Genomic DNA, 23,307 nt, shown 5'->3' with positions numbered 1-23,307 from the left:
GACAAGACGATGTGGACATACCTGAGAAGATGGCTCCTGCTGGCGCTGGCCTTGGGCAGCTTGGGCTGGGGCGCTGCCGCCGCCCTGGCCCAGCCGGATCCCGCCCAACTGGCCAAAGCGGTGGAGTCCGTAGAATACCTGGATCAACTGCGGCGGGGCCTGGCGGCCAGCTTGGCCGGATCCCCGCCTGCGGCGGTGGATGCCGAGACCTTTAAGCAGGTTTGTCGCCCTGTGGCGGTGCAGGCACAGGCCCTCGCCCAAGAAAATGGCTGGCAAGTTAAGCAAATTGCCCAAAAGTACCGTAACCCGGAGCACGCCCCCGACAATCTACACGCCACGATGGCCCTGGCCCGTTTCCAGCGGGATCCGGAGCTCATTGGCTTTTGGGATCGGGAAGTGCTGGACGGCCAGAGAGGTATTCGCTACTACCGCCGCATCAACGTCGAGGCTAGCTGCCTGGCCTGTCACGGGCCTAAGGACTCGCGACCGGCCTTCATTGTCAGCAAGTACCCCCAAGACCGGGCCTACGACTTCAAGGTGGGAGACCTGCGGGGCATGTACGCCGTGTTCATTCCCGAAGAGGAGGAATCTCCTCAATAGCCCCTTGTCCTAGGGAGAGGAAGGGGACTCTGTATTATCTTTTTATCGACATATAGTTATATAGTTTGCCAAAATAATGATGGGAGAAGGTTGCAAAGGAGTTTAATTTCTATGGACGCTGCCCTGGTTCCGTTTGAAGAGCCGCCGCTGTCGCGGCGCCGTTTTCTCAACTTCCTGACCGGCTCGGCGCTGGCGGCGGTGGCGGGTTCGGTGCTCTACCCGCTGGGCCGCTATCTCATCCCGCCGGCGGAGGGATCCGCCGATGGATCGGCCCTGGCCAAAGACAAGCTGGGGAACCCGATCCCGGCGGAGCAGATCTTGGCAGAGCCGCCTGGGACGCGGGCGCTGGTGGCGGGTCTGGCGGGGGAGCCCACCTACCTCACCGTTAGGGAGGGGGGGAAGCTGGACGAGCAAGGGCTGGTGAACAACTGTACCCACCTGGGCTGCACCTTCCCATGGAACCCGCTGGCCGAAGAGTTCCAGTGTCCTTGTCACGGATCCCGCTATGCGGCTGATGGCTCGGTGATTCGAGGGCCGGCAGCGCTGCCTCTGAAACTGGTGCGGGTGGAGGTGCGGGAGGGGTGGATCTGGCTCTCTCCCTGGTTGGATGTCGATCCGCGAACGGGGAGTCTGCCCTGGTGGGTGTGAAGGAGGGCGCTCTTGGGATCGGCTTCTGGCCGCAGGTTTTTTTCATCAAGTTCAGAAAAGAGGGGGAGCAGTTTTGATGGCTCGCGTCGTCGTCATTGGGGCTGGGCTGGGAGGGCTGCCTACTGCCTACGAGCTGCGGCATCTTTTGCCGCAGGGATCCCACCAGGTAACTGTAGTCAGCAATACTCCAAAGTTTACGTTTACCCCTTCTCTGCCGTGGGTGGCGCTGGGCCTGAAGCGGCTGGCGGACATTCAGGTGGAGCTGCCGCAGCGGCTGGAGAGGAAGGGGATTGAATTTATCCAGGGCACGGTAACCGACTTGCAGCCGCCAAAGCGCACCCTGCGGGTTAACGGGGAGCCTCTGGCCTACGACTACTTGGTGGTGGCCACGGGAGCGGAGTTGGCCTTGGACGCCATCCCAGGTCTGGGGCCGGAACAGGGGTTTACCCAGTCGGTGTGCACGCCGCACCATGCTTTGCTCGCTCAGAAGGCGTGGGCAGAGTTTCTCCGCCAGCCGGGGCCGCTGGTGGTGGGAGCGGTGCCGGGGGCCAGTTGTTTTGGGCCGGCCTATGAGTTTGTCTTGCTGGCCGAGGGGCAGTTGCGAAAAAGAGGGCTGCGGGAGCAGGTGCCCATCACCTTCATCACGCCGGAGCCCTATGCTGGCCATTTCGGGATTGGCGGCATGGCGGGGGCCGAGGAGCTGGTGAAACGGCTGCTGGCCCAGCGGCAGATCCGGGTTTTGGCCAATACTGCCATTGCCCGTGTCGAAGAGGGGGAAATCGTGCTGGCAGAAGGGGAGCGGATCCCTTTTGCCTACGCCATGCTGCTGCCGCCCTTCCGGGGAGCCCAGTTCCTGCGGGAAGTCCCCGGCCTGACGGACGCCCGCGGTTTCCTGCCGGTAACTTCCACCTACCAGCATCCCGACTTCGATAGCTTCTATGCGGTGGGCGTGGTGACCCAGCTAGCCCCTTCCGAGACAACCCCTTTGCCGGTGGGAGTGCCCAAAACCGGCCAGATGACCGAGGCGATGGGGATGGCAGTGGCGCACAATATCGCCCTGCGCCTGGGAGCCCTGCGGGGGGAACCCGTGAGCCCGACGCTGGAAGCCATCTGCTTTGCCGACTTCGGCGATACGGGCATTCTCTTTTTGGCGGATCCTGTCTTGCCGGTGCTGGGGCGCCGCCGCCGCGCCCTGGCCGTACAAGGGCCATGGGTCAGTTGGCTCAAGTCCGCCTTTGAGCACTATTTCCTGGCCAAGATGCGCTGGGGGTGGGCGGTGCCTTGGTTTGAGCGCCTCAGTTTGCAGGGGGTGGGGCTCTCTCTGATAGAGCCCATCTCCAAGCCATTGGGAGATTTGGTCTCCCCTTAGAAAAGTTCCGATTTTCTCGTCACGCTCAAGTTACGCCGGACACTTGCGCTATGAAAACTCAAGTCGGCAGGTTGCAACAACAAACGTTTTCCGGCTGGAGCTGGGGCCACCTGGGCTGGGCGCTGCTCTTCCTCTCGCTAGGGGGGCTGGGCGGCTGGCTGCTGGGATCCCAAGGCCGGCCCGGCCAAGGGGGGGCAGCTTTGGAGGTTGCCGGTCGCGTCGGCGGGACAGGGTCCCTGGAAGCCACCGAGGCCGCCCCACTGACCACGCTGGAGGTCAAGCCACGGGAAATCAGCCAAGAGCGGATCCTGGTGGGCAGCCTAGAGGCCGTGGAGCGCACCCCCCTCAGCAGCCGCATCGTGGGCCGAGTCGTGGAGCTGCCGGTTCAGGAGGGGCAGCGGGTGGCGGCTGGATCCCTGATTGCCCGCCTGGATATCAGCGATGTGCAAGCCGCCCAGCAACAGGCCCAAGCCCAGCGGCAACAGGCTGAGGCGCAACTGCAGCAGGCCCAAGCAGGCCTTCTGGCCGCCCAGGCGGGGGTGAGGGGAGCGGAAGAAGCCTTGCGCCAGGTGCAAGCCCAGAAGCAGCAGGCGGAAGCGGAGCTGCAGGAGGCCCGTTTGCACCAAGAGCGGATGCAGAAGCTGCACGCCGAAGGAGCCGTGGCCCAAGCCCAGGTGGATCAGGCCAATACGCGGGTAGCCGTGCTCCTGGGCCGCCTGGCCCAGCTCGAGGCCGGGATCCAGCAGGCCGAACAGGGATTGACCCAAGCACGGGCCCAGCTTGCCCAGGCGGAAAGCCGGATCCCTGAGGTGCAGGCAGCCATGGCCCAGGCCCAGGCAGGGGTGGCGCAAACCCAAGCCAACCTTGCCTACGGAACCCTGGTTGCCCCCTTTGCCGGCGTCGTCACCCGCAAGTATGTGGAGGTAGGGGCTTTGGCGGGGCCGGGCCAGCCGATTGTGGAGCTAGAAAGCAGCGAGCGGCTGCGGTTTTCCGTGGCCTTGCCCGAATCCCTGGCCGGCCAAATCCGGGTGGGACAAGCGGTGCCCATCAGCATCGACAGCCTCAACCAAACCGTGGAGGGAACCATCCGCCAAATCATCCCCAGCGCCGACCCCAGCTCAAGAACGGTGGAGGTGAAGGTGGAGATTCCCCCGCTCCCCGGAGCAATGCCGGGCATGCTGGGCCGTCTGAAGTTGGCAGGAGAAACCCGCCAAGCCCTGCTCCTGCCCCAAGCAAGCCTGGTAGAACAGTTCGGCCTTACGGGCGTGTACCGGCTGGTGGACGGCAAGCCGCTGTTTACGCCCGTGGTGGTGGGATCCCGCTATGGGGATCAGGTGGAGATCCACAGTGGGCTACAGCCTGGAGACGAGGTAATCCAGGAAGCGGCTGCCGTCCGGGCTAGATCCTTCTGAAAACTGTTTCCTAGGACAGAAGCCCAGAGTTCTGCTGACTTTCTTGATTTCCACCGGGCTTGCGGGGCTTTCGCCGCTGCGACCTTGTCGGGCTGAGGCAGCGGAAAGAAGTCCCTCACCGCCCTGAAGCTTTTCTCCTCGCCCCGCTTGCAACAGCGTCGCAGAGTGATGGCTACGGAGCGGGCAAGCTTCTTGATCTGGGTGGGAGAAAACCGTCCTCTGGGCTGCGCCTGGGAACCCTGGGAGCGACCCAGAACCTGAACCCGTCTTGGTAAATCCAGTTTCTTTTTGGGTATACTTCCGCTATACTCATCTCGTACAGATTCCGAGTTCCTTCCCCTGAAGATGACCTGGCGCGCTCCCTTTTTTGGCTACTTTAGCTTTCCCTGGCAACGACCAGGGCGGAAGGGTGGCGCGTAAACTATAGAGCCTAGGTTTACCCGAGTCAGTCCTGAAGCCCTGAGCCCAGTGCCAGGGCTTTTTTGATGGCTCGATGCTCCATTCCCTCACTTCCCATCCCTTGCACACAATCTTGCCCACGATGAAGGACAGTTCTATGCCCCCCCAAACCGACAACTGCAACATCCAAGAGGTGACTCCCTTGATTGCCCCTGCTGCTGTCAAGGCCAAGCTGCCGCTGACGGAAACGGCAGCCCAAGTGGTGCTCTCCACGCGGCAAGCCATCCGCGACATCATCCACGGGCGGGATCTCCATCGCTTGGTGGTGATTGTCGGCCCCTGTTCCATCCACGATCCCGAAGCGGCCTTGGAGTATGCCCACCGCCTCAAGCGGGTGGCCGATCGAACCCGCGAGCACCTGGTGATTGTGATGCGCACCTATTTTGAGAAGCCGCGCACCACAGTGGGCTGGAAGGGCCTCATTAATGATCCCCACCTGGACGGCTCCTGCGATATTGCCACTGGCTTGCAACTGGCCCGTTCCATCCTATTGCAGATCAACGAGCTGGGCTTGCCCTGTGCCACAGAAATGTTGGATCCGGTAACTCCCCAATACACCGCAGACCTGGTGAGCTGGGCGGCCATCGGCGCCCGAACCATCGAAAGCCAGACCCACCGGGAAATGGCCAGTGGCCTCTCTATGCCCGTGGGCTTCAAAAATGGCACCGACGGGCGGCTGGAAATTGCCCTCAACGCCATTCTCTCCGCCAGTCACCCCCACAGTTTTCTAGGCATCGGCCAAGACGGCATGACGGCTCTGGTGAAAACCACCGGCAACCCAGACCGGCACATTGTGTTGCGCGGCGGCGGCGGCAAGACCAACTACGGCCCGGAAGATGTGGCGCGGGCGGCGCTGCTGATGAAGGATCAAGGGATCCCGCGCTCGGTGATGGTGGACTGCTCCCACGACAACTCCCACAAAGACTACCGCCAGCAGGGATCCGTCTGTCGGGCAGTGCTGCGGCAGTACCAAGCAGGGCAGCGGGCCTTGATGGGGCTGATGCTGGAGAGCAACCTCAACCCAGGCAAGCAAACCTGGCAGGAAGGGGCGCCACTCAAGTACGGCGTTTCCATCACCGACGGCTGCATCGGCTGGGAGGAGACTGAAGATCTGTTGCAGGAGATGGCAGCAGTCGTAGCAGGGAAAACCTTGGCTTTGAATCACTGAAAAAGCCCCGCAAGACCCAAGCAAGGCAATAAAGTTGTGCTCGGCAGCAGTGCAACTCCCCTCTCCCTCTGGGAGAGGGGCTGGGGGTGGTCGCGTGAGCGGCGCGGAGCGCTTGGGCTGACTCCCTCTGGGAGAGGGGCTGGGGATAAGGACAACTGCTGCCAGAGCATCAGACGGGATCCAGGAGTTAGCAGAAAGGGGTACGCTGGCAAGGCTAAGATCCGATTGACCCAGTTCCGTTCCCTGCTCCCGCAGCGGGCGGGATGGGTCAACTTGGAAGCTGTTGATCCCTGCAACCTCTTCTGACCCTGTGCCGACGCTACAACTGGCCTCGCCAACTTCCGCGGCCTGGATCGAGCAGGCCATTCGCCACCTCGACCTGATTTTGCTAGATCACGCCAACTGCGAGAAGAAAGCAGCGGGCAATGCCCTCAGTTTGCTGTTTCGCTACCCCGCCAACGGGCGGCTCGTGGAAGCCCTTTCACCACTGGCGCGGGAGGAGCTGCAGCACTTTGAGCGGGTTCACCGGCACCTGCAACGGCTGGGGATCCCGATCAGGCCCCTCTCGGCTGCTCCCTATGCCAGCCGCCTCAACCAGCACCTACGCCGCTCCGAGCCGGAGCATCTCTTGGATGCACTGCTAGTGGCCGCCATCATCGAGGCCCGCAGCCACGAACGCCTAGGCCTGCTGGGGATCCACGTCCCTGACCCGGAGCTGCGGCAGTTTTACCTCTGGCTGGCGGCGGCTGAAGAGCGGCACTGGCAGTTGTATTTGGATCTGGCGCTAGAACAGTTCCCCGCCGAGCCGGTGCAGGAGCGGCTGGACGCTTTGCTGCAGGTGGAAGCCGAGATCCTCTCCACCCTTCACCCCGAGCCTCGTGTCCACAGCTAACCTCTCCCCTTCCCGTGCAACCCCATGTTCCAGGCAACGCGGCGGTGGCTGGCCCTCTGGTACACGGTGGTAACGGGGGTGTTTTTGTTGCTGTTTGCCGGCAGCTTCTACTGGTATGTGCAGTCAACCCTGATTGAGCGGGTGGACGACACGCTGGGCCATGTGGTGGAAATTGTCGAGCGCTCCCTGGTGGTGGACGAGAGCCTCTTGGACCCGCAGCAGGTCCGCCACAGCTTGGAAGCCAGCTTTCGGGATGATCCCAGCACCCTAGCAGACGACCACATCGACCTGGAGTGGTTTGATCCCCAGGGATCCCTCATCTGGTCCACCGTGCCCGGCGGCATCCCTGCCCCCCTGCTGACGGAGGGATCCCTGCACACCGCCCGCATCGCACCTGGGTATTGGCTGCGCCAGTTCACCGAGCCGATCCTGGCCAGTGGGAAGCTGCTGGGGTATTTGCGGGTCAGCCACCCCTGGTTTGAGGTGAGCAAGCCGACACGCCAGCTCATTCGGGATCTCAGCCTCTGGGTAGCGGCCAGTTTGGCCTGTGTAGGAGGAATCGGCTGGCTGCTCTCCGGTTTGGCCATGCAGCCCATCCGCCAGTCTTACCAGCAGCTCAAGCAATTTACCGCCGATGCCTCCCACGAGCTGCGCAGCCCCTTGGCCAGCATCCAGACCACGGTACAGGTGGCTTTGGCAGACTCCCAATTGGATGCCGACACCCGCCAGCGCTGGCAGATGGTGGAGCGGCTGTGCCTGCGGCTGGGCCGGCTGGTGGACGACCTGCTGTTTCTGGCCCGCCACGACAGCGGCATGGTGCCTTTCCAGCCCCGCTGCTGTGCCCTGGATGCTCTGCTGCTGCAGGTGGTGGAAGAGTTGCAGGGCTTGGCCAACCAAAAAGGGATCCGTCTAAAGCTGGATATGGCCGCCCCCCCAGAGAAGACGGGAGGGGATCCCTTTGCCTTTTGGGGAGATGAAGAGCAACTGGCCCGCCTGTTCACCAACCTAATCGAAAACGCCCTTCTCCACACCCCCCCCGGCGGCGAGGTGCAGGTGCGGCTAAAACAGCGGCTGCGCTCCGGATCCCCAGAACTGGTGCTGCAGGTGCAAGATACCGGGCCGGGGATCCCACCCCAGGCACTGCCCCACCTGTTCGACCGTTTCTACCGGGTGGATCCGGCCCGCAGCGGGGATCCCAATCGGCGGTCGGGCTCAGGTTTGGGGCTGGCCATTGTCAAAAGCATCGCCGAGCAGCACCGGGGACAGGTGCGGGTTGAGAGCAAGGTGGGGCAGGGATCCACCTTTGAGGTGATTTTGCCCCAGCGACGATTGGAAACTTGCACTCCAGAAACTGTCTAAAGGTGCTCTAGAAAACAGACAATCCTTGGGCAGTATGTTAAATTCAGGCTAAAGTTCAGTCTACTCTTTACTGAAAACATCCTGGCTTAATAGCCTTACTTTTGAGCCGAGGCTCTTTTTCTGACTTTCCGTCATTTTCTGTTTCCGGATTTCAGAATTTCTCTTTAAAAGCAAAGTCAGGACTAAGACAGATGAGGCGGAACTGGATCCCAGCCTCTGCTTTCTCTTGCAAGTTGCCGGCAGGGTAGTAAGCCGACTGCTTGAGTATGTCTGTTTACCGGCAAGTCCGGAGAAGTTCCTCTCCCCCTCCTCCAAAAACTTCCAAAAAAATGTATCGTTTCCAAGTTCGCGCCACCACTCAGCCCGGTGATCGAATTGCCCTGGTGGGATCCAGCCCTCGGTTGGGCGCCTGGGATCCGAGCCGCTGTGTTTGGCTGCAGACGGATCCCGCTTGTTATCCGCTCTGGTGGGTGGAGTTGCCATTAGGCCTGGCAGATGGCACTTCTGGCCCCCTATCCTCCGGGGAGTGGCCTCAAGAGACCCCTCGAGTGGAGTACCGATATCTGCGCGTTCAGGCCGATGGCGAAGTTATTTGGGAAGCTGCCGATAGGAATCGCTGGGTGCCGCTTGAGCCTCAGCCTTTGCCATCAGTTTTGATCGTGGAAGATGGCGAGTTTGGCCGGATCCCTTCCTGTCCTTACGGCTATTTTGCCACCCCTATTCTTGAGCCTGAGCCTGAAGATTTGCCGGGACTGAAGATAGTTGTTTTGGGTAGCTCCGTTGCCCTGGGGTGCAGCGCCTGGCTATTGCGAGGTTGGGCCTGGCTGTTGCAGAAAGCCTTGCGGGAGCGCTACGGCCATCGGGTGCGTAATCTCTCGGAATTGGGGGCTACGGTCAGCCGAACGCTGGCACGGTTTGATCAAGTTGTCGTTCCCGAACAACCGGACGTGGTAATTGTGGCCTTGTCGTTGGGAAATGAGGGCTTGGCCACGGCTCTGCCGGAGCATCGACGTGCCGTCCAAAGGCGGTTTGAAAACGGCCTGCGACGCCTGATTGAGAAGATTCAAAATATAGGCGCTTTGCCCATCTTGGCAGGGGTCTATCCTCACGGCGACTATGGTCCAGAACAGCATCTGCTTCTGCAGGAAACTCAGCAAAAGATGCTCGGTTGGGGATGCCCTGTGTTCAATTGGCTGCCCATCCTAGACGATGGCCAGGGCCGCTGGAAACCAGACCTTGCTTTTGACCCCGCTCACCCCAATTCCAGGGGACATCAGGTCATGTTTGAGGCCATCGATCTCTCGCTCTTGGATCCCGGCCAAGTTCTGTCGGCTCGTGGAAAGCTGGCTCAATCCACTGCAGAACGAATCATTTTTGAAGACGGCAATGGCTTTTGGGTAGCTGCAGAAATAGGCAGAGATCAATTTCGCATCGTGAATATAACCCCCTACCCTTATACCCTTGCGCCGACTTGGCAATCTTTGCAGACTGCTTTCCAAAAATCACGCCTGCAGCCGGGACTGTATATTGGCAGAAGCGATGCAAGGATAGGAGACAAGACCCTACATTTACTTTCCATACAAGAGGACAGTTCGGTTCAAACCACCCTCTCCATTCCTGCAGATGCCGACCTCATCTTCTCCCCAATAGCTCAGTTCTTTTCCGCAGAAGCAGTAGAAACGATCTTCGAGGATGGATCCCTGATCCTGCTCAAGCTCAGTGGATCTTCAAAAGGCTCTTCTGATCCCAGGCCTCGCCTGTGCGTGATCAATCGGAGCAATCACGAGTACAACATCCACCCCATGTGGAAGGAAGTGCGGGCTGCCCTCAAAGCTTTGCCACCAGGGGTTTATGAGGATCCCCTCTATCGCGATGCTCCTTTCCGCGCGTTGATGATTGGAGAAGGGGGGTTGGAAAGCCGGGTCAAGGCCGCTCCCAACTCGGTCATGCTATTGGAATACACATGCGCCTTATCTGATATTCATCGCGTTGCTGTTGTTCCCCTGGGGGATCGCTGTGCAGTGCGAATGCTGCTCTACAAGTTGGAATATGACGGGCCTGCATTTCCTTTTGATCTGACCCGCACCAGCAACTTGGCCGATGTGGCCGATATGATCCACCACGAGTTTCAGGGCATGTGGGATCCGCAATATTTGCACTACAGCCCTGAAGACAGGCGAATTTATCACAGCAAGTGGACAGGTCTTTCTTTCGGCCATGAGGTGGAAGAAGGGGAAGATCCACTGCAGAATATGAATCCAATCCACGAGCGGATGCGGACTCGTTATACAGCTCGCGCCAAGCGCTTTCTGTATGTCTTGGAAAAGGCCGATAAAGTTTTGTTCGTGCGCACAGGCGGTTGCCGGCGAGAGGCTGTTGTTGACTTGGTAGATAAGCTGGCGGCTAAGCGCAGGGGCAAGCCTTTCTTGTTGCTGGTTATTTCCCTTCAGTCTTCCGATGAGTTTGTAGGGATCCCCAATGTTATCCATTACAACTTGGAGTTTAACCCCGACCGCATGTGTGCAGATCCTGAGCATTGGAAGTACTGCACAGGGATCATGAGGGATATTCTCCATTCCTTGGGGGTCTCTAGCCGCAATCTTTTCTGGTGCCCCCCACAACTGTAGGCGCCGACAATGGGCGGGTGGGGATAGAGCAGAAGTTTGAGGCGCTCCAAGGTGCTCAATCCAGAAAGCTGATGATCGGACTCGAACCGATGACCTGCTCATTACGAGTGAGCTGCTCTACCGACTGAGCTACATCAGCAACGGTTGATTCGATGGGGGAACCCGCCACTCCGGAGCAAGCAATCCCGATCTTGATCCTGGGCAAGCTTACTGATCTTACCTCATCCTTGCCTTACTCGGGATCCCCGGCGCCACAACCCCAGAGATAGCCCCAGCGTCAGCCACACCAACCAATCCCCCGTGCGGCTGTAGAAGGTGGTCTCAGAACGCCGCCTTACCTCTCCCGTGATCACCCCCCGCTGAAAGATGGGGCCGACCTGCTGGAGCCGACCTGAGGGATCCACCACCAGGTTGCCGCCGGTGTTGTTGACAAACACCATGCTACGCCGGTTTTCCACAGCCCGGAAAACCGAGAGCTTGCCGTGCAGCATCGGCCAGTGGCTATTGCCAAACCAGCTATCATCCGAAATCACGATCAAAGACTCGGCGCCGTGACGGGTTAGAGCGCGGCTGGGCGCAGGCAGCACGCTCTCCAGGCAGATCATCACCCCCAAAGGCCCGAAAAGCTCGCCCCCGGCCAAAGGCCGATAGCCATCCGGCGAGGGCACATAGCGCCCCGACTCGAAATAGGGAAAGATCCACTGCTTGCCAAACCCATCCAGCAAGCTGCCCTGGGCGTCGAACAACAGGGCCATGTTCAACAATCGCTGCTGCTCCTCCGGCAGATGGGCTGTGCGGGGATCCGGCTCTGTTGCCCCCGTAATCAAAGCGCCTTCTGGCGGCAGAATCGCTTGCATCGGCTCGATCACATAAGGTTCCAGGGCGGTATTCAGCAGCCGCGCCCGCAGCGCCCCCTCCGGCCAAATCACCAATTGTGCGCCGGCGGCCACCCCCTGGGCAGAAAGTTGATGCAGCTCCCGGTAGCGCTCCCTGCGGTAGTCCCAACTGCGATCGGCTTCCAACCAAGCCACCTGCTGCACCGCCGCCACCCGAAAGCCGGGATCCCTGGCCACAGCATCGAAGTAGGCCAGGCGCACGCTTCCATAAGCCAAGACCAGCCCCGTCAACCCCAGGCCCCAGGCGAGCGTACTCCAGAAATCCCTGTTCCTGAGCAGCTCATCCAAGCAGGTTCTCAGGGATCCTCGGGTCATCTGCCTGGCCATCTGCCAAAGCACCCCATTGACAAACACAGCAAAAAAGGTAACCCCCCAGATGCCTGTGATATCGGCCACCTGGATGGCAAGGGGCCAATCGAACAACAGGGAGCCCCAATGAAAGGGAATAGGCCACCAGAGCAAGCCCAACAGCCCATCCAAACCTGTCCAGACCGTGGCCAAGCCCAGCGGACGCGCCCAAGGCGGCAGGGGATGACTCAGATGCAAACTCAGGAGCGTAGCAGTGGTAAAGAAAAGGGGGATCAGGGGGGCCACCACCACGCCCCCCAAGATCTCCCAGGCGCTCAGCACCTTGACTGAGAAGGGATCCACCCAGAAGGCATACAGGCAAACCCAAAACCAAAGGCCATAGGCCAAACGCCACCGCGCCCACCCTTGCTGTTGTTCGCACAAGTCAAACAGCGGGGCTAGGCCCAGCAGCGCCCCCGGAAACCAATGCAGCCAGCGGTTGGGGGATCCCAGGCAAAGTAGCAGAATGGCCAGCCCCATCAGCCAGCGCCTGCCTGGGTTTCCTTTTTGGAGCAGATCCTGCTGTTGGGTTGAATCTCCCACTTTCAGCTTCATCAACAAGCGCCTAAATCTAAAGCTGTGTTAACATTTTGCATAACTTCAGGGGTCTGGCGCCTTCCGGCTTGGCTTGGGGATCTCGTCAGCGGTGCGTAGCACTATGGGCAAGGTTTTGGTTTTGAATGCCTCCTACGAGCCGCTCAACATCACCAGTTGGCGCAGGGCGGTTGTTCTGCTGCTCAAGGGCAAGGCCGAGCAAATCGAGCACAACGGTCGAGTGGTGTACGGCAACATTCCTTTGCCCACTGTCATTCGTCTGCGCCACTATGTCCACGTTCCCCACAAGGAGATCCCGCTCACGCGCCGCAACGTCCTCTACCGGGATGGGCACCGCTGTCAGTACTGCGGTTGCTACGGCGAAGACCTCACCCTCGATCACGTGATCCCGCGCTCCCGCGGCGGTGGAGATACTTGGGAGAACGTGGTCAGCGCCTGTGTGCGCTGCAACGTAAAAAAGGGCAACCGCACCCCCCGCGAAGCCGGTATGCCCCTGCTGCGCCAACCCCGCCGTCCCCACAGCACCCTCTACTTTGAAATCTCCAAAGCGGTTGACAGTGGTTCCCACCGAGAATGGTCCAAGTACGCCATCGGACTGGAAGGGGATCCCCAAGAGGAACCGTTGGACAACGGCTAAGGATGGAGTTCTGACGTGGGGGCAGCTTTGGAAATGGGGGGAGAGGTGGTGGCCGGGATCCCCGTCTCGATCCACTGGTGGATCAGGGCATTGACCTCTTCGGGGCGCTCATCGTGAGGGCAGTGGCCGGCCTCCAGGAAGTATTCCACCGCCTGAGGGTAGTGAGCCCGGTAGAGCTTAGAGCGCTCGCGGGCCCGCATCCAGGGATCCCGTTCTCCCCAGATCAACAACAGCGGGCGCACCAAGCTGCGCAGCAGCTCATCCACGTAGCGTCCCTTCTGCCCGCCCCGCATCAAGGCTACAAACACATCGGCAGCCCCCGGATCCCGCGTGGGGCGGTGGATGTCTTCCACCAGTTGGTCTGTCACCGCCGCCGGGTCGTAGTAGACCTGCTTCAGCTTGGCCCGGATCACGTGCGGCTGTCGCAAGTACTGAAACAGCAAGTAAGATACCAGGCGCTGCCGCAGGCCCCAGCCCACCAATCCGCCCAGCCATTGCCGCCAGCCGCTCGGGGATCCTTTGAGCGTGGAGAACCCCCCTGCCCCATTCAAGAGCACCACGCCCCGCACCCACTCCGGCCACTCCGCCGCCAGACTGAGCACCACATAGCCGCCCAGGGAGTTGCCGATCCCCACCACGGGCCGACGGATCACCTGTTGGCAAAAGTCCCGCAGTTGATCCCGCCAGATTTCGGTGCGGTAGTCCCAGTTGGGCTTGGCGGAGCGACCGAAACCCAGCAAATCGATGGCATACACCTGATAGTGTTGCGCCAATTCGGGAATGTTTTTGCGCCAGTGGTCGGTGGAGGCCCCAAAGCCGTGCACCAAGAGCAAAGGCTGACCCTGCTCGCCTTGTTTGACATAATGAACCGACTGCCCTCGCCAAGTCCACCGCGCCGAAACGGGAGTGGCCGATGCCGATGTTGAAGCCATAGAAGTCGCTTGTAAGCTTTTCTTATTCTAGATTCTTTTAAATTCTGCTCAGCCGACTCTGGAGCTGTAGCCGCGCAGAGTATCCTAAACACGGATTGGACTTGCAGCATGATCGCCTTTTTGAGCGGCCACCTCGTCGCCATCGAATGGGGAGAGCGCAGCAGCCTCACCGTTGAGGTGCAGGGGATCGGCTATCGGGTCAAGGCCCCGGCGCGTTTTCTCAAGCAACTGCCCCCCATCGGAGAGCCCGTGCGGGTGTTTACCCACTTGGTGGTGCGAGAGACCGAGCTGGTGTTGTACGGGTTTGGCTCGCCAGCCGAGCGCGATTTGTTTGTGGAGCTCATCAAAGTTGCGGGGGTAGGGCCGGCTCTGGGTTTGGCTCTGCTGAATACCTTTGGCCTGCCGGAGCTGGTTCAGGCAGTGGTGACCGAAAACGTGCGCCTACTTTCCCTCGCACCAGGGGTAGGTCACAAAACGGCCCAGCGGCTGGCCTTGGAGCTGAAAACCAAGCTGGCCCACTGGCGACAAGGTTTGGAGAACGCAGATCGCCCCCTGGCCGGCGGGCCGCCCATGCCCATCCGGGAAGAGGTGGAAATGGCCTTGCTGGCCCTGGGCTACAGCGCTCAAGAAATTCAGGCGGCCCTGCAAGCTTTGCCCTCCCAGCCTCGCCCAACGGAAGAGTGGCTGCGGGATGCCATCACCTACCTCAGCCGCCAGCCATGAGCCCCTCTGTCCGCAAGCAGCCCCGCATCGGCATCCTGGGCGGCACCTTTAACCCTGTACATCACGGCCATTTGATCATGGCGGAACAAGCCCTTTGGCAGTTTGACCTGGATCAGGTGCTGTGGATGCCGGCAGGGGATCCCCCCCACAAGCCCCTGGCCGCCGGCGCCAGCAAAGCCGACCGCTTGGCTATGGTCAAACTGGCCATTGCCGACCACCAGCGCTTCGCCTGCTCAGAGCTGGAGATCCGCCGTCCGGGGCGCTCCTACACCATTGAGACGCTGCGCAGCCTTATCCAGGAGCAACCCAATACCCAGTGGTACTGGATCCTCGGCGTGGATGCCCTGCGGGATCTGCCCCAGTGGTATCGAGCCGAAGAATTGGCCCGCCTCTGCCACTGGATTGTCGCCCCACGGGTGGATGCCGGCGATGCCGCCCAGGTGTTGCGGTTGGTGGCCCAACAGTTGCCCATCCAGGCGGAAATCCTGGAAGCCCCTACCTTGACCCTCTCTTCCACCTACTTGCGGCGGCAAATCCAAAAGGGGGGATCCATTCGCTACCTGGTGCCCCCTGCCGTGGAGCACTACATCCGCCAGCACCGCCTCTACCTGCAGCGTGAAGAAGGGGAGGAATCCCTCCCCTCCGAATCAATCCGGTAGAAGTACCCCCAACCCCTTAGTAGGCCAAGCCCATGCTGCGGGTGGTTTCGGGGCCGAGATAGACCCGGATGCTCAAGAAATCCGTGGGGCAGGCAGTTTCGCAGCGTTTGCAGCCAACACAGTCTTCGGTGCGGGGAGAGGCCGCGATCATCCCGGCTTTGTTGTTCCCTTTCCAGGGCACCATCTCCAACACGTCGGTGGGACAAGCTCGCACACACTGAGTGCAGCCGATGCAGGTGTCGTAGATCTTGACCGAGTGAGCCATTAGCGTTCTCCAGTCGAGCAGGTTGAAAAGTTAAAAAAGATTGACCAATCGGCGTGGCAGCAACATCGCTGCGCAAGTGCCCTCAGTGTACTGTAGTCCTGCCAAGACACCCCAAGCTCCGATCCAAATGTTCAAACAAATTTACAGGATTGGGCTAGCGGAACGGCTGTCATAAGGGCCCCGGAGCCGTTGTTCCCGTTGGGCTAGGATCGCCTGAGAAAGACCAGGGCAAGGGATCCTATCAATGGGACGCTCGCTGCGGAATTGGAGAAGGCAAACCCAAGGCCAGATGCGCCGCCTGGGGCCTGTTTTGGCCGATATCCTCCAGGAGATCTACGCAGAGAACGTCCCTCGCCTGCGCCAATGGGATCGGCAGCTCACCGAGTGGGTGTACCGCCGCGGCTGGAGGGTGGATCCCTCCTTGCCCAAGGTGGCCATCTACGTGTTGGGCGCGGTGGTGATCCTGGCGATTCCGCTGCTCACCTTGGCGGTCTTGGTTGCCTTGGTTGCCTTTCTGGCCATCCAAATAGTTCAAAAATGGCCCCAGGAAGCCCCGGCAAGGGAGCGCCGCTATTTGCCCAGCGCCGACGCGGAGGACGACTCCGATCCCGGCCCAGAGAACTGGGATTTTTAGAGCCGGGCTAGCGGTCTTGTCGGATGCCCAAGCGCTGCTTCACCTGTCTGACCAGCTTTTGCTGGGAACGGTTTTCCAGCCTGTTCAGGCCGAGGGCGCCGGCCAGGATCCCCAACTGCAGCGCCAAGCTGGGCAGGGTGGTCTCCAGATCTCGCCCCGCCAAGGCCCGGAAGAAAAATACAAATGCCCCGATGGTGGCCGAGAATCCCACCGCCAGGTAGATGAAGCGCCGCAAACTCCGATAGGGAGCGGCCAGCTCCGTGAGCAGCCTCACCCGATCCGCCATCGGATCCTGGGGCAAGCTGGCTTTGGGCGAAGACTTGGGATCCGATTCTGCCATCGACTACACCTCCTCGGGCAACAGAAGGGGATCCCGACCGGAAACCCCCGCCAAAATGGCTTCGGCAGCGCGGCAGGCGGCCAGAATATCTTGCTCTTCCCCGCCCAGGTACACGCGGCCAAAGCTGCCAAAGGGCATCACCTCGAGGATGTTGATCCGGGCCGATTTTTCTGCCTCGTTGGCGGCCAGGGGGGCATAGCCTGCCGGCTGCACCTCCAGGATGTAGAGGGTTTGGCCGGCCAACAGCATTTGGCCGCGGCGGAAACGATTGATCAACTGGGTTTGGTGGGGATCGATGTTGCGGATGATCTGGCTGGAGATGATGCGCGGCTTGAGGCGCTCCTGTTCGCTCACCCCCAGAGCAGATAGAATGGCGCGGCCAGCCGTGCGGGTATCCCCCTGATTGCTGGAGTGTACCTCCAAAAGGCCGTAGAGGCGCTCCACCACCTGCAGCCCAGGCCTCACCGAAGTGGCTTTGAGGGCGATGTCCATGACGCGGTTGATCTCGATGCCGGGGGAAATCTCGACCCAGAGGGAAGTATCCCCTGGCAGGGGCAAAAAGCCCTGGGCCACCGTGCCCAGGTAGGCCGCGTACTGGGGCTGGAGCCGATCCAAAAACACATAACTGCGCAGGTCAATCCCCAAAGGAGTTCTCCCCCGTCTGTTGGGCTGGGTTGGACGTCGGACGACCGGGCCGGCATCCCTCCCTTTCTAGTCTCACGCCATCTCCTGGCTTTTGGGGAGAACGGCAGTTCGGGATCCCAACTTTTCCCCGCTACAGGCCACCCTGAGCCACCACCTTCACTGTTGTCAAAGCTTCCAGGTCAATGGGCCCGCGCACGTGCAGCCGCTGGGTGGAAATGCCCAAAGACAGGTCGCGAAACGCTCCCAAGGTGGGGATCCCGGCTCCCCGGCCTGCCGAGAGGGGGGACGTGTTGAGGTGGATCAGGGCGGCATCCACCTCCTGGAGAAAGCGCTGGGCTGCCGATTGGCTATCGGTGAGGATCGTCTCCGATTGACGACAGCCATTTTTGTTGATCCAGGCGATCGCCTCCGTCAGGTCGGCAACGGGCTGTAGGCGCAGATGAGGCTGTTCTGTGGAGTCAAAGCCCTCCCCAAGCGGGTGAAGCTGGGGGAATCGCTCCAGAATAGGGGCTGCTGCCTGTATATCGATCCCTTGACCCAGCAAGTCTTCAATCAGGGCGGTCAGATGATTGGCGGACCAATCGGTGTGGATCAGCAGCCAAAGGGTGAGGGGCTGATAAATCGGGATCCCTTCCGCGCCATACTGGGCCAGGGGATCCAACACAACTGACTTGACCAAAGGCCAGGGAGCCGTGCGATCCACGTAGATGTGGCCGTACCCCAGATGGGTGACCAGAGTCGGCACTTTGCTGGCCTGCAACAGGAACTCCACCCAGCCGGGGCGACCACAGGGGATCACCAGATCCACGTAGCGGGTTTGCTGCAACAACAGCAACAGTGGGGAATCGGCCTGAGGATCGGCCGTTTGGTCTTGGACGGGCAGGGTTTGAATGGCCCCTTCCGGGATCCCGTGCTCGTAGGCGGTCTCTGCCAACAGGTTGACCAGGGCCTGATGGGTTTTCTGGATAGGGCCGCTGCCGGCCAGAATCACGCCATTGCCCGTCTTGAGACACATGCCAATGCCATTCAAGGCAAACTCGGGGTAGATCTCGTAGACCAAGGCGATCAGCCCCAAAGGAACGCGGTAGCGGCCAATAAACAGCCCGCTGTCCTGACGGCACCCCCTCTCCAGGCTACCGATGGGATCCGGCTGTTGGGCCAAGAGAGCAAGCAACTGGGCGGATCGCTGCAGGCGCTCAGGAGTGAGCTTGAGGCCGTTGAGGATCCACTCCGGCAGGGTTTGCTCGCGGCAGCTTTCCAGGTCGAGGGTATTGGCCTCCAGCAGCAGATCGGAGCGATCCAGCAAACAACGCGAGAGAGCCAGCAGGGCCTGGCGCTTGGTTTGGCTGCTCAGCCGCTGCATCTGCGGCAGCAAACGGCGTACCTGTCGCAGAGTAGTGCTTAGGTCAAAGGCTGAACCGAAATCTGTCACTCGCTTCTCTCCTGCCTGGCTGACCGACGACAGACCTGCTCCCTTCTCCAGACCACTGCTAACAAGAAATGGCTGGATCCACAAGTGCCGGGGCTGCTGATTCTGCAGGGGATCGCCGGGGAAAGTCCCGCCAATCTTAAGGCCGCCGCAGCAGCAGGATCGCCGTGGCCATCAACAGGGTCAGCAACAAGCCAAGAATCAGGAACCAACTGAGCAACTGGGTTTGGCTGGGAAAGAGCACCGCACCGATAAACCCCACCACCAAAACAACCCCCAGGCTAAAGGTGAGGCCCAAGAGCGTGGATCCCTGGAGGGCATTTTCCCGCCGCAAGACCCACTGATGGCCGTTCCAGAACCACATTTTGCGATAGGGATAAGAAACCGCCAGTTGCTCAATATGCAAACGGTCGGGGGTGATGGCGAAAATATGCTGGCAACGGCTGCAGCCAAAAGCCTCGGTCAGGGTGATCAGGCGCAACTGACCCTGATGGCAACACGGGCAGGGGTAGATCTTGGTGGGCTCAATCAGCTGAGCCACCCGCAGGGACGATTTCTGCCGAGGCAACTTGCGGGGAGAAGAAAACGCCACAGCTCCTAGTTGGGGAGAAGTCGGGATCCCTCACATCCTATCTTCAAGAAAGTGGAGTCAAGCCACCCAGAGATGCTGGGTGTAACGCCAGGTCAAGATTTGGTTGAGGACGAGGAAGATGAGAGCCAGAAGCCCATAGCCCAGCTTGAGAACTCTGCTCAGGTGGGGACGAGCCCAGAGGGGAAGAAAGCCCAAATCCGTGTGCTTGGCCCAGTGCAGGAGAGCCAGCACGTGTACGACGTGAACCGGCAGGCAGTAGCGAATCATGCTTCGCTGGCCCAGGGGACTCATGCCGGCTACAGCGATGTAGAACATGGCCCAGGCAGCCAAATGGAGCCCCAGCCGCTCCCGCCAGCGCTGGCTCTTGCTGGCCAGGACACTCCACCCATCCAGCAAGCTGGTAACAACTAGGGATCCCAACGTAACAGACACAAACAGTTGGCTGAGAGCATCAGACCACAGGCCAGGATCCTTCACGGGTGCAGAAGGAGAGAGCAAGACTTGCCATCGCTCAGGGGAAAGAACATAGGTAGAAGCTTGGAAAAGGGCTTGGTAATTGGCCTGCACGCCAGTGAAGTAGCGCTGCATTTCCAGGTAGAGATCCCAGCGGCCAAAGCGGAGCTGACAGTAGAGGAAAAAACTCAGCCCGCCCGACAAGGCCAAAACAACGGCGCTGGCTGTCCAAAACCAAGGGCGGGATAGCCGCAACAGAGGAACCAGCGCCACCGGCAAACCCACAATGCGGGTGGCACTCATCACCAAACCGTGGATCCCGGCCAGGAGTCCTGACCTCATTGAATTCAAGTGGGCCGACCAGTAGAAAAAACCCAACAAGCTGGCCGTAAAGAGGGATTCGCTGTAGCCTACGACAAGGTAAAAGCTGCTGGGATAGACCAAGATCATCAAACTTGCCAAAACTTGCCAAAGCAAGGGGATCTGCCAGCGGCGGTAAAATAGGAAAAGGTAAACCCACATCAGCCAACAAAAGAGCTGAGCAGTGAGATAAAGCCCCAGCTCAGGCTCAACTCCCAACAGGCGGCTCATGGCGGCCACCGCCAGCGGATAGCCGGGAAAGAAAGCTGCATTGCTCTGCTCGTAGGCAATCTTGTCAAAGCCCGCAAACTGATACCCCCGCTCTACAATGCTCAGGTACCAATAGCTATCGCGCTGGCTCAGGGCTGCAAAAGCAGAAGCATAGCTGCCGCGTTTTGTCCAAAGGTATATCGCCAACACTTGCAGGATAGTCAGCGCTAAGCCCAGCAAAAAAATCCGAGTAGAGAAGCCAACTAAACATTTGCGAATCTGCTGCAACAGAAGGCTAGGACGCAAACTCATCAGCTTCACTACCAAGGTTCGATCAAGCCACCCAAAGATGCTGGACGTAGCGCCACGCGAGGATTTGGTTTAGGGCAAAGAAGACTAAAGCCAAGATCCAGTAGCCTAGCCTTAGGACACTGCCAAGATAGAAACGCACCTGTTGAGGGATGAAGCTGAAATCGGTGGATCTGATCCCATGCAACCAGGCCAGCACCTGCAGGGTGTGAACCGGCAGGCAGTAGCGGATCATACTTCTCTGGGCCACGGCACTCATGCCGGCCACGGAAATGGAGAACATAATCCAGGCAGCCAAATGGAGCCCCAGCCGCTCCTGCCAGCGCCGGCTCTTGCCGGCCAGGACACTCCACCCATCCAGCAAGCCTGTAACAACTAGGGATCCCAGGGTGAGGGGAACAAACAGTTGACTGAGGGAAATGGCCCATATCCCATCCCCCAAAGCCTCGGAAAAGGAAAATAAGGACTGCCAGTACCCAAGAGAAAAGAGGGGGGCATAAGTACGAGGTTGAATAATAGCCAGGTAATCGAAAGAACTGGGGCCAAAGTAGCGCTGCATTTCCATGTAGAGATCCCAGCGGCCAAAGCGGAGCTGACAGTAGAGGAAAAAGCTCAGCCCGCCCGACAAGGCCAAAACAACGGCGCTGGCTGTCCAAAACCAAGGGCGGGATAGCCGCAACAGAGGAACCAGCGCCACCGGCAAACCCACAATGCGGGTGGCACTCATCACCAAACCGTGGATCCCGGCCAGGAGTCCTGACCTCATTGAATTCAAGTGGGCCGACCAGTAGAAAAAACCCAACAAGCTGGCCGTAAAGAGGGATTCGCTGTAGCCTACGACAAGGTAAAAGCTGCTGGGATAGACCAAGATCATCAAACTTGCCAAAACTTGCCAAAGCAAGGGGATCTGCCAGCGGCGGTAAAATAGGAAAAGGTAAACCCACATCAGCCAACAAAAGAGCTGGGCGGTCAGGTAAAGCCCTAACTCAGGCTCAACCCGCAACAAGCGGCTGAGGGCAATAACGGCCAGAGGGTAGCCAGGAAAGAAGGCCACATTGCTCTGCTCGTAGGCAATCTTGTCAAAGCCGACAAACTGATAGCCCTGCCGCACAATCCCCAAATACCAATGGCTATCCCACTGGGTTAAACCCTTGAAGATGGAAGCATAGTCATCCTCCTGGCTCCAAAGGGAGATTAAGAAGATCTGCAACCCTGTCAAGGCTAAGCTTGGCAGCAGAACCTGGATAGAGAAAGGGGCAAGACGCTGCCGGCTTTGCCGCAACAGATGGCTAAGAGAGAAGCTCATCGCCAGACCTTCGCAGGTGGGGGTGGCACTTTGATCTCTTCTTGGTAATCGTCATCGGAGTTCACCTGCCAGAGATCGTGGCTGCCGGGGCGGAGGATGTTTTCCGCCGCCAATAGGCCCATCAGCAAGCTGTGATCCTGGTTGTTGTACTTAAACGAGCCGTAGCGACCCACCAGTTGCAGGTTTTCAAACTGGCCAAGATACTTCTGCAAAGTGGCTAGATCTTCTTTGTAGCTGCCGGCGTAGATGGGATAGGTGCGGGGCAGGCGCACCACAAAGCCGCCGCAGATCTGCTGATCCTGGAGCAGGCCAATCTGACGCAGCTCCCTCTCAGCCAAAGCCAGCAATTCCTCCTCAGGGGCTTGCCACAAGGGATCCCCAAAGTTGCACCAATACTCACAGCACAAGGGGGTTTGTTCCTGGTTGGGGAGCATGGCCGGCGACCAATTGGCAAAGTTGGTTACCCGACCAACTTGCACTGTTGGGTCGTTGATATACAGCCAGTTGTCGGGGAAAAGCTGGGATCCCTCCACAATCAAGTAAACCAAAACCGTGTTGCGAAACTTGAGGTTGCGGGCTGCCTGCAGCACTTCTGGGGGAGGCAGTTCCCGCAGGCTCTGCACCAACACTGTCAGAGGGATCGAAGAGATGACGTGGGAGGGGGAGACCCATGTTTCCCTTCCATCCTGAAGATGGCGCAGTTGCAGCTCGACAATCCGGGATCCCTCCTGCCTAAGAGCGATCACCTCTGTATTGAGCAAGACCTTCTGCTCCTCAGCCAGCAGGTACTCCTGCATTTTTTCATAGAGCTGGCCGGATCCCAGGCGAGGGAACTGAAATTGGTCGATCAGAGATTTGACGGAGCCGCGCTTCCACCCCAGGGCCTTGCGGATGGCTTGCCCAAGGCTAAGACCTTTGATGCGCTGGGCAGCCCAATCGGCACTGATTTCGGTACAAGGGATCCCCCACAGCTTTTCCGTGTAGCCCTTAAAGAACATTTGAAAAAGTTGGGTGCCGAATTTTCCCTTGACCCAGTCAGCAAAGTTCTGGGGAGCCGGCTGCGGCATGAGTTGCGCCCAGAGATAGGAAAGGACAATGCGCAGACTTTCCCACCAGCCAACTTTGCGCAGGACTTCCCAAGCTTGGATGGGGTACTGAAAATATTGCTTGCGGTAGTAGATGCGGGTAAGCCGCCGGACAGTCACCTGTTCGGATCCCAAAACCCGGTTCCACAGCTCCAGCACCGCTGGGATCTTGGTAAAAAACCGGTGCGGGCCATAGTCGAGAATGAACCCCTGGTAGCGAATGCTTTTGGCCAGGCCCCCGACCCTGTCTTCTCGTTCCACCACCACCACGGGGAAGCCTAGCTGGGTCAAGCGATAGGCAGCCGCCATGCCCGCCGGCCCCGCCCCTAGGATATAGATGGGATCCCGCATCTCGCCTTACTTCTGCCTTCAAGTGCTGCCGACATTGTAATGTG

22 protein-coding genes and 1 tRNA gene are annotated in these 23,307 nt (G+C 59.7%); 12 read left to right on the top strand and 11 right to left on the bottom strand.

Translation table 11 applies throughout. From position 1 onward, the window contains the following. Positions 1-9: 9 nt before the first annotated feature. The 8 genes from NW826_RS04830 to NW826_RS04795 all read left to right on the top strand — a co-directional run bounded on the left by NW826_RS04830 (position 10) and on the right by NW826_RS04795 (position 10,534). On the top strand, positions 10-600 hold the full coding sequence (locus NW826_RS04830) for a DUF3365 domain-containing protein (protein ID WP_414509575.1): 591 nt from the start codon (positions 10-12) through the stop codon (positions 598-600). 111 nt (positions 601-711) lie between these two features. Beyond that, positions 712-1,248 carry a cytochrome b6-f complex iron-sulfur subunit gene (gene petC, locus NW826_RS04825; protein ID WP_414377748.1) on the top strand — a complete coding sequence of 179 codons (537 nt, stop codon included), beginning with the start codon at positions 712-714 and terminating at the stop codon, positions 1,246-1,248. A 76-nt stretch (positions 1,249-1,324) separates the two neighbouring features. Further along, positions 1,325-2,617: an NAD(P)/FAD-dependent oxidoreductase gene (locus NW826_RS04820; RefSeq protein ID WP_414364003.1), complete on the top strand. Its 1,293-nt coding sequence runs from the start codon at positions 1,325-1,327 to the stop codon at positions 2,615-2,617. Positions 2,618-2,667: 50 nt separating this feature from the next. After that, positions 2,668-4,029, top strand: coding sequence for an efflux RND transporter periplasmic adaptor subunit (locus tag NW826_RS04815; RefSeq protein ID WP_414368569.1), 1,362 nt, complete (start codon positions 2,668-2,670; stop codon positions 4,027-4,029). 556 nt (positions 4,030-4,585) lie between these two features. Beyond that, a complete protein-coding gene (locus tag NW826_RS04810) occupies positions 4,586-5,656 on the top strand; it encodes a 3-deoxy-7-phosphoheptulonate synthase (RefSeq protein WP_414509574.1) in 1,071 nt (356 codons plus the stop codon). A 286-nt stretch (positions 5,657-5,942) separates the two neighbouring features. Further along, positions 5,943-6,548, top strand: a complete 606-nt coding sequence (locus tag NW826_RS04805; RefSeq protein ID WP_414334102.1) for a tRNA-(ms[2]io[6]A)-hydroxylase — start codon at positions 5,943-5,945, stop codon at positions 6,546-6,548. Between the two features lie 24 nt (positions 6,549-6,572). After that, positions 6,573-7,907, top strand: coding sequence for a sensor histidine kinase (locus NW826_RS04800; RefSeq protein ID WP_414509573.1), 1,335 nt, complete (start codon positions 6,573-6,575; stop codon positions 7,905-7,907). Positions 7,908-8,236: 329 nt separating this feature from the next. Then, positions 8,237-10,534 carry a DUF1796 family putative cysteine peptidase gene (locus tag NW826_RS04795; protein WP_414509572.1) on the top strand — a complete coding sequence of 766 codons (2,298 nt, stop codon included), beginning with the start codon at positions 8,237-8,239 and terminating at the stop codon, positions 10,532-10,534. A 66-nt stretch (positions 10,535-10,600) separates the two neighbouring features. Here the strand turns inward: NW826_RS04795 and NW826_RS04790 are convergent. Together NW826_RS04790 and lnt are read right to left on the bottom strand one after the other, a co-directional pair. After that, positions 10,601-10,673 (bottom strand) — tRNA-Thr (locus NW826_RS04790). Between the two features lie 82 nt (positions 10,674-10,755). Then, a complete protein-coding gene (gene lnt, locus NW826_RS04785) occupies positions 10,756-12,333 on the bottom strand; it encodes an apolipoprotein N-acyltransferase (protein ID WP_414509571.1) in 1,578 nt (525 codons plus the stop codon). Positions 12,334-12,436: 103 nt separating this feature from the next. On the opposite strand from lnt, the gene NW826_RS04780 reads away from it, so the two are divergent. Beyond that, complete coding sequence (locus NW826_RS04780; protein ID WP_414334103.1) at positions 12,437-12,970, top strand: HNH endonuclease; 534 nt, start codon at positions 12,437-12,439, stop codon at positions 12,968-12,970. On the opposite strand, the gene NW826_RS04775 is transcribed toward NW826_RS04780, so the two are convergent. Next, entirely contained in the window at positions 12,967-13,902 is a 936-nt protein-coding gene (locus tag NW826_RS04775) for an alpha/beta fold hydrolase (protein WP_414509570.1), read from the bottom strand. The two genes, NW826_RS04780 and NW826_RS04775, sit on opposite strands and share 4 nt — an antisense overlap. Before the next feature lie 108 nt (positions 13,903-14,010). On the opposite strand from NW826_RS04775, the gene ruvA reads away from it, so the two are divergent. Both ruvA and nadD read left to right on the top strand, forming a co-directional pair. Continuing rightward, on the top strand, positions 14,011-14,625 hold the full coding sequence (ruvA, locus tag NW826_RS04770) for a Holliday junction branch migration protein RuvA (protein ID WP_414334069.1): 615 nt from the start codon (positions 14,011-14,013) through the stop codon (positions 14,623-14,625). Next, positions 14,622-15,284: a nicotinate-nucleotide adenylyltransferase gene (gene nadD / locus NW826_RS04765; RefSeq protein WP_414334070.1), complete on the top strand. Its 663-nt coding sequence runs from the start codon at positions 14,622-14,624 to the stop codon at positions 15,282-15,284. Before ruvA ends, nadD begins: the two co-directional genes overlap by 4 nt. 16 nt (positions 15,285-15,300) lie before the next feature. Here nadD and psaC read toward each other — a convergent pair whose 3' ends face one another. Further along, positions 15,301-15,549, bottom strand: coding sequence for a photosystem I iron-sulfur center protein PsaC (gene psaC, locus NW826_RS04760; RefSeq protein ID WP_244348937.1), 249 nt, complete (start codon positions 15,547-15,549; stop codon positions 15,301-15,303). Positions 15,550-15,793: 244 nt separating this feature from the next. Between psaC and NW826_RS04755 the strand changes: the two genes are divergently transcribed. Beyond that, positions 15,794-16,183, top strand: coding sequence for a hypothetical protein (locus NW826_RS04755; RefSeq protein ID WP_414334072.1), 390 nt, complete (start codon positions 15,794-15,796; stop codon positions 16,181-16,183). 7 nt (positions 16,184-16,190) lie between these two features. On the opposite strand, the gene NW826_RS04750 is transcribed toward NW826_RS04755, so the two are convergent. The 7 genes from NW826_RS04750 to NW826_RS04720 all read right to left on the bottom strand — a co-directional run bounded on the left by NW826_RS04750 (position 16,191) and on the right by NW826_RS04720 (position 23,263). After that, entirely contained in the window at positions 16,191-16,523 is a 333-nt protein-coding gene (locus tag NW826_RS04750; RefSeq protein WP_414334074.1) for a DUF3493 domain-containing protein, read from the bottom strand. 3 nt (positions 16,524-16,526) lie between these two features. Further along, on the bottom strand, positions 16,527-17,168 hold the full coding sequence (locus NW826_RS04745) for a hypothetical protein (protein ID WP_414334076.1): 642 nt from the start codon (positions 17,166-17,168) through the stop codon (positions 16,527-16,529). Between the two features lie 130 nt (positions 17,169-17,298). After that, a complete protein-coding gene (locus NW826_RS04740; RefSeq protein WP_414509569.1) occupies positions 17,299-18,600 on the bottom strand; it encodes a gamma-glutamyl phosphate reductase in 1,302 nt (433 codons plus the stop codon). A gap of 136 nt (positions 18,601-18,736) precedes the next feature. Then, positions 18,737-19,189 carry a hypothetical protein gene (locus NW826_RS04735; protein WP_414509568.1) on the bottom strand — a complete coding sequence of 151 codons (453 nt, stop codon included), beginning with the start codon at positions 19,187-19,189 and terminating at the stop codon, positions 18,737-18,739. Positions 19,190-19,246: 57 nt separating this feature from the next. Next, positions 19,247-20,524, bottom strand: a complete 1,278-nt coding sequence (locus tag NW826_RS04730) for a hypothetical protein (RefSeq protein WP_414509567.1) — start codon at positions 20,522-20,524, stop codon at positions 19,247-19,249. Positions 20,525-20,546: 22 nt separating this feature from the next. Next, positions 20,547-21,827 carry a hypothetical protein gene (locus NW826_RS04725; RefSeq protein WP_414509566.1) on the bottom strand — a complete coding sequence of 427 codons (1,281 nt, stop codon included), beginning with the start codon at positions 21,825-21,827 and terminating at the stop codon, positions 20,547-20,549. Next, the gene (locus NW826_RS04720) at positions 21,824-23,263 is read right to left on the bottom strand and encodes an NAD(P)/FAD-dependent oxidoreductase (protein ID WP_414509565.1); all 1,440 of its coding nucleotides are present in this window, start codon (positions 23,261-23,263) and stop codon (positions 21,824-21,826) included. Before NW826_RS04720 ends, NW826_RS04725 begins: the two co-directional genes overlap by 4 nt. Between the last annotated feature and the right edge of the window lie 44 nt (positions 23,264-23,307).

It is taken from the genome of Synechococcus sp. OH20 (assembly GCF_047502685.1).
GTDB lineage: Bacteria > Cyanobacteriota > Cyanobacteriia > Thermostichales > Thermostichaceae > Thermostichus.
This window is presented reverse-complemented; position numbering and strand designations above follow the sequence as displayed.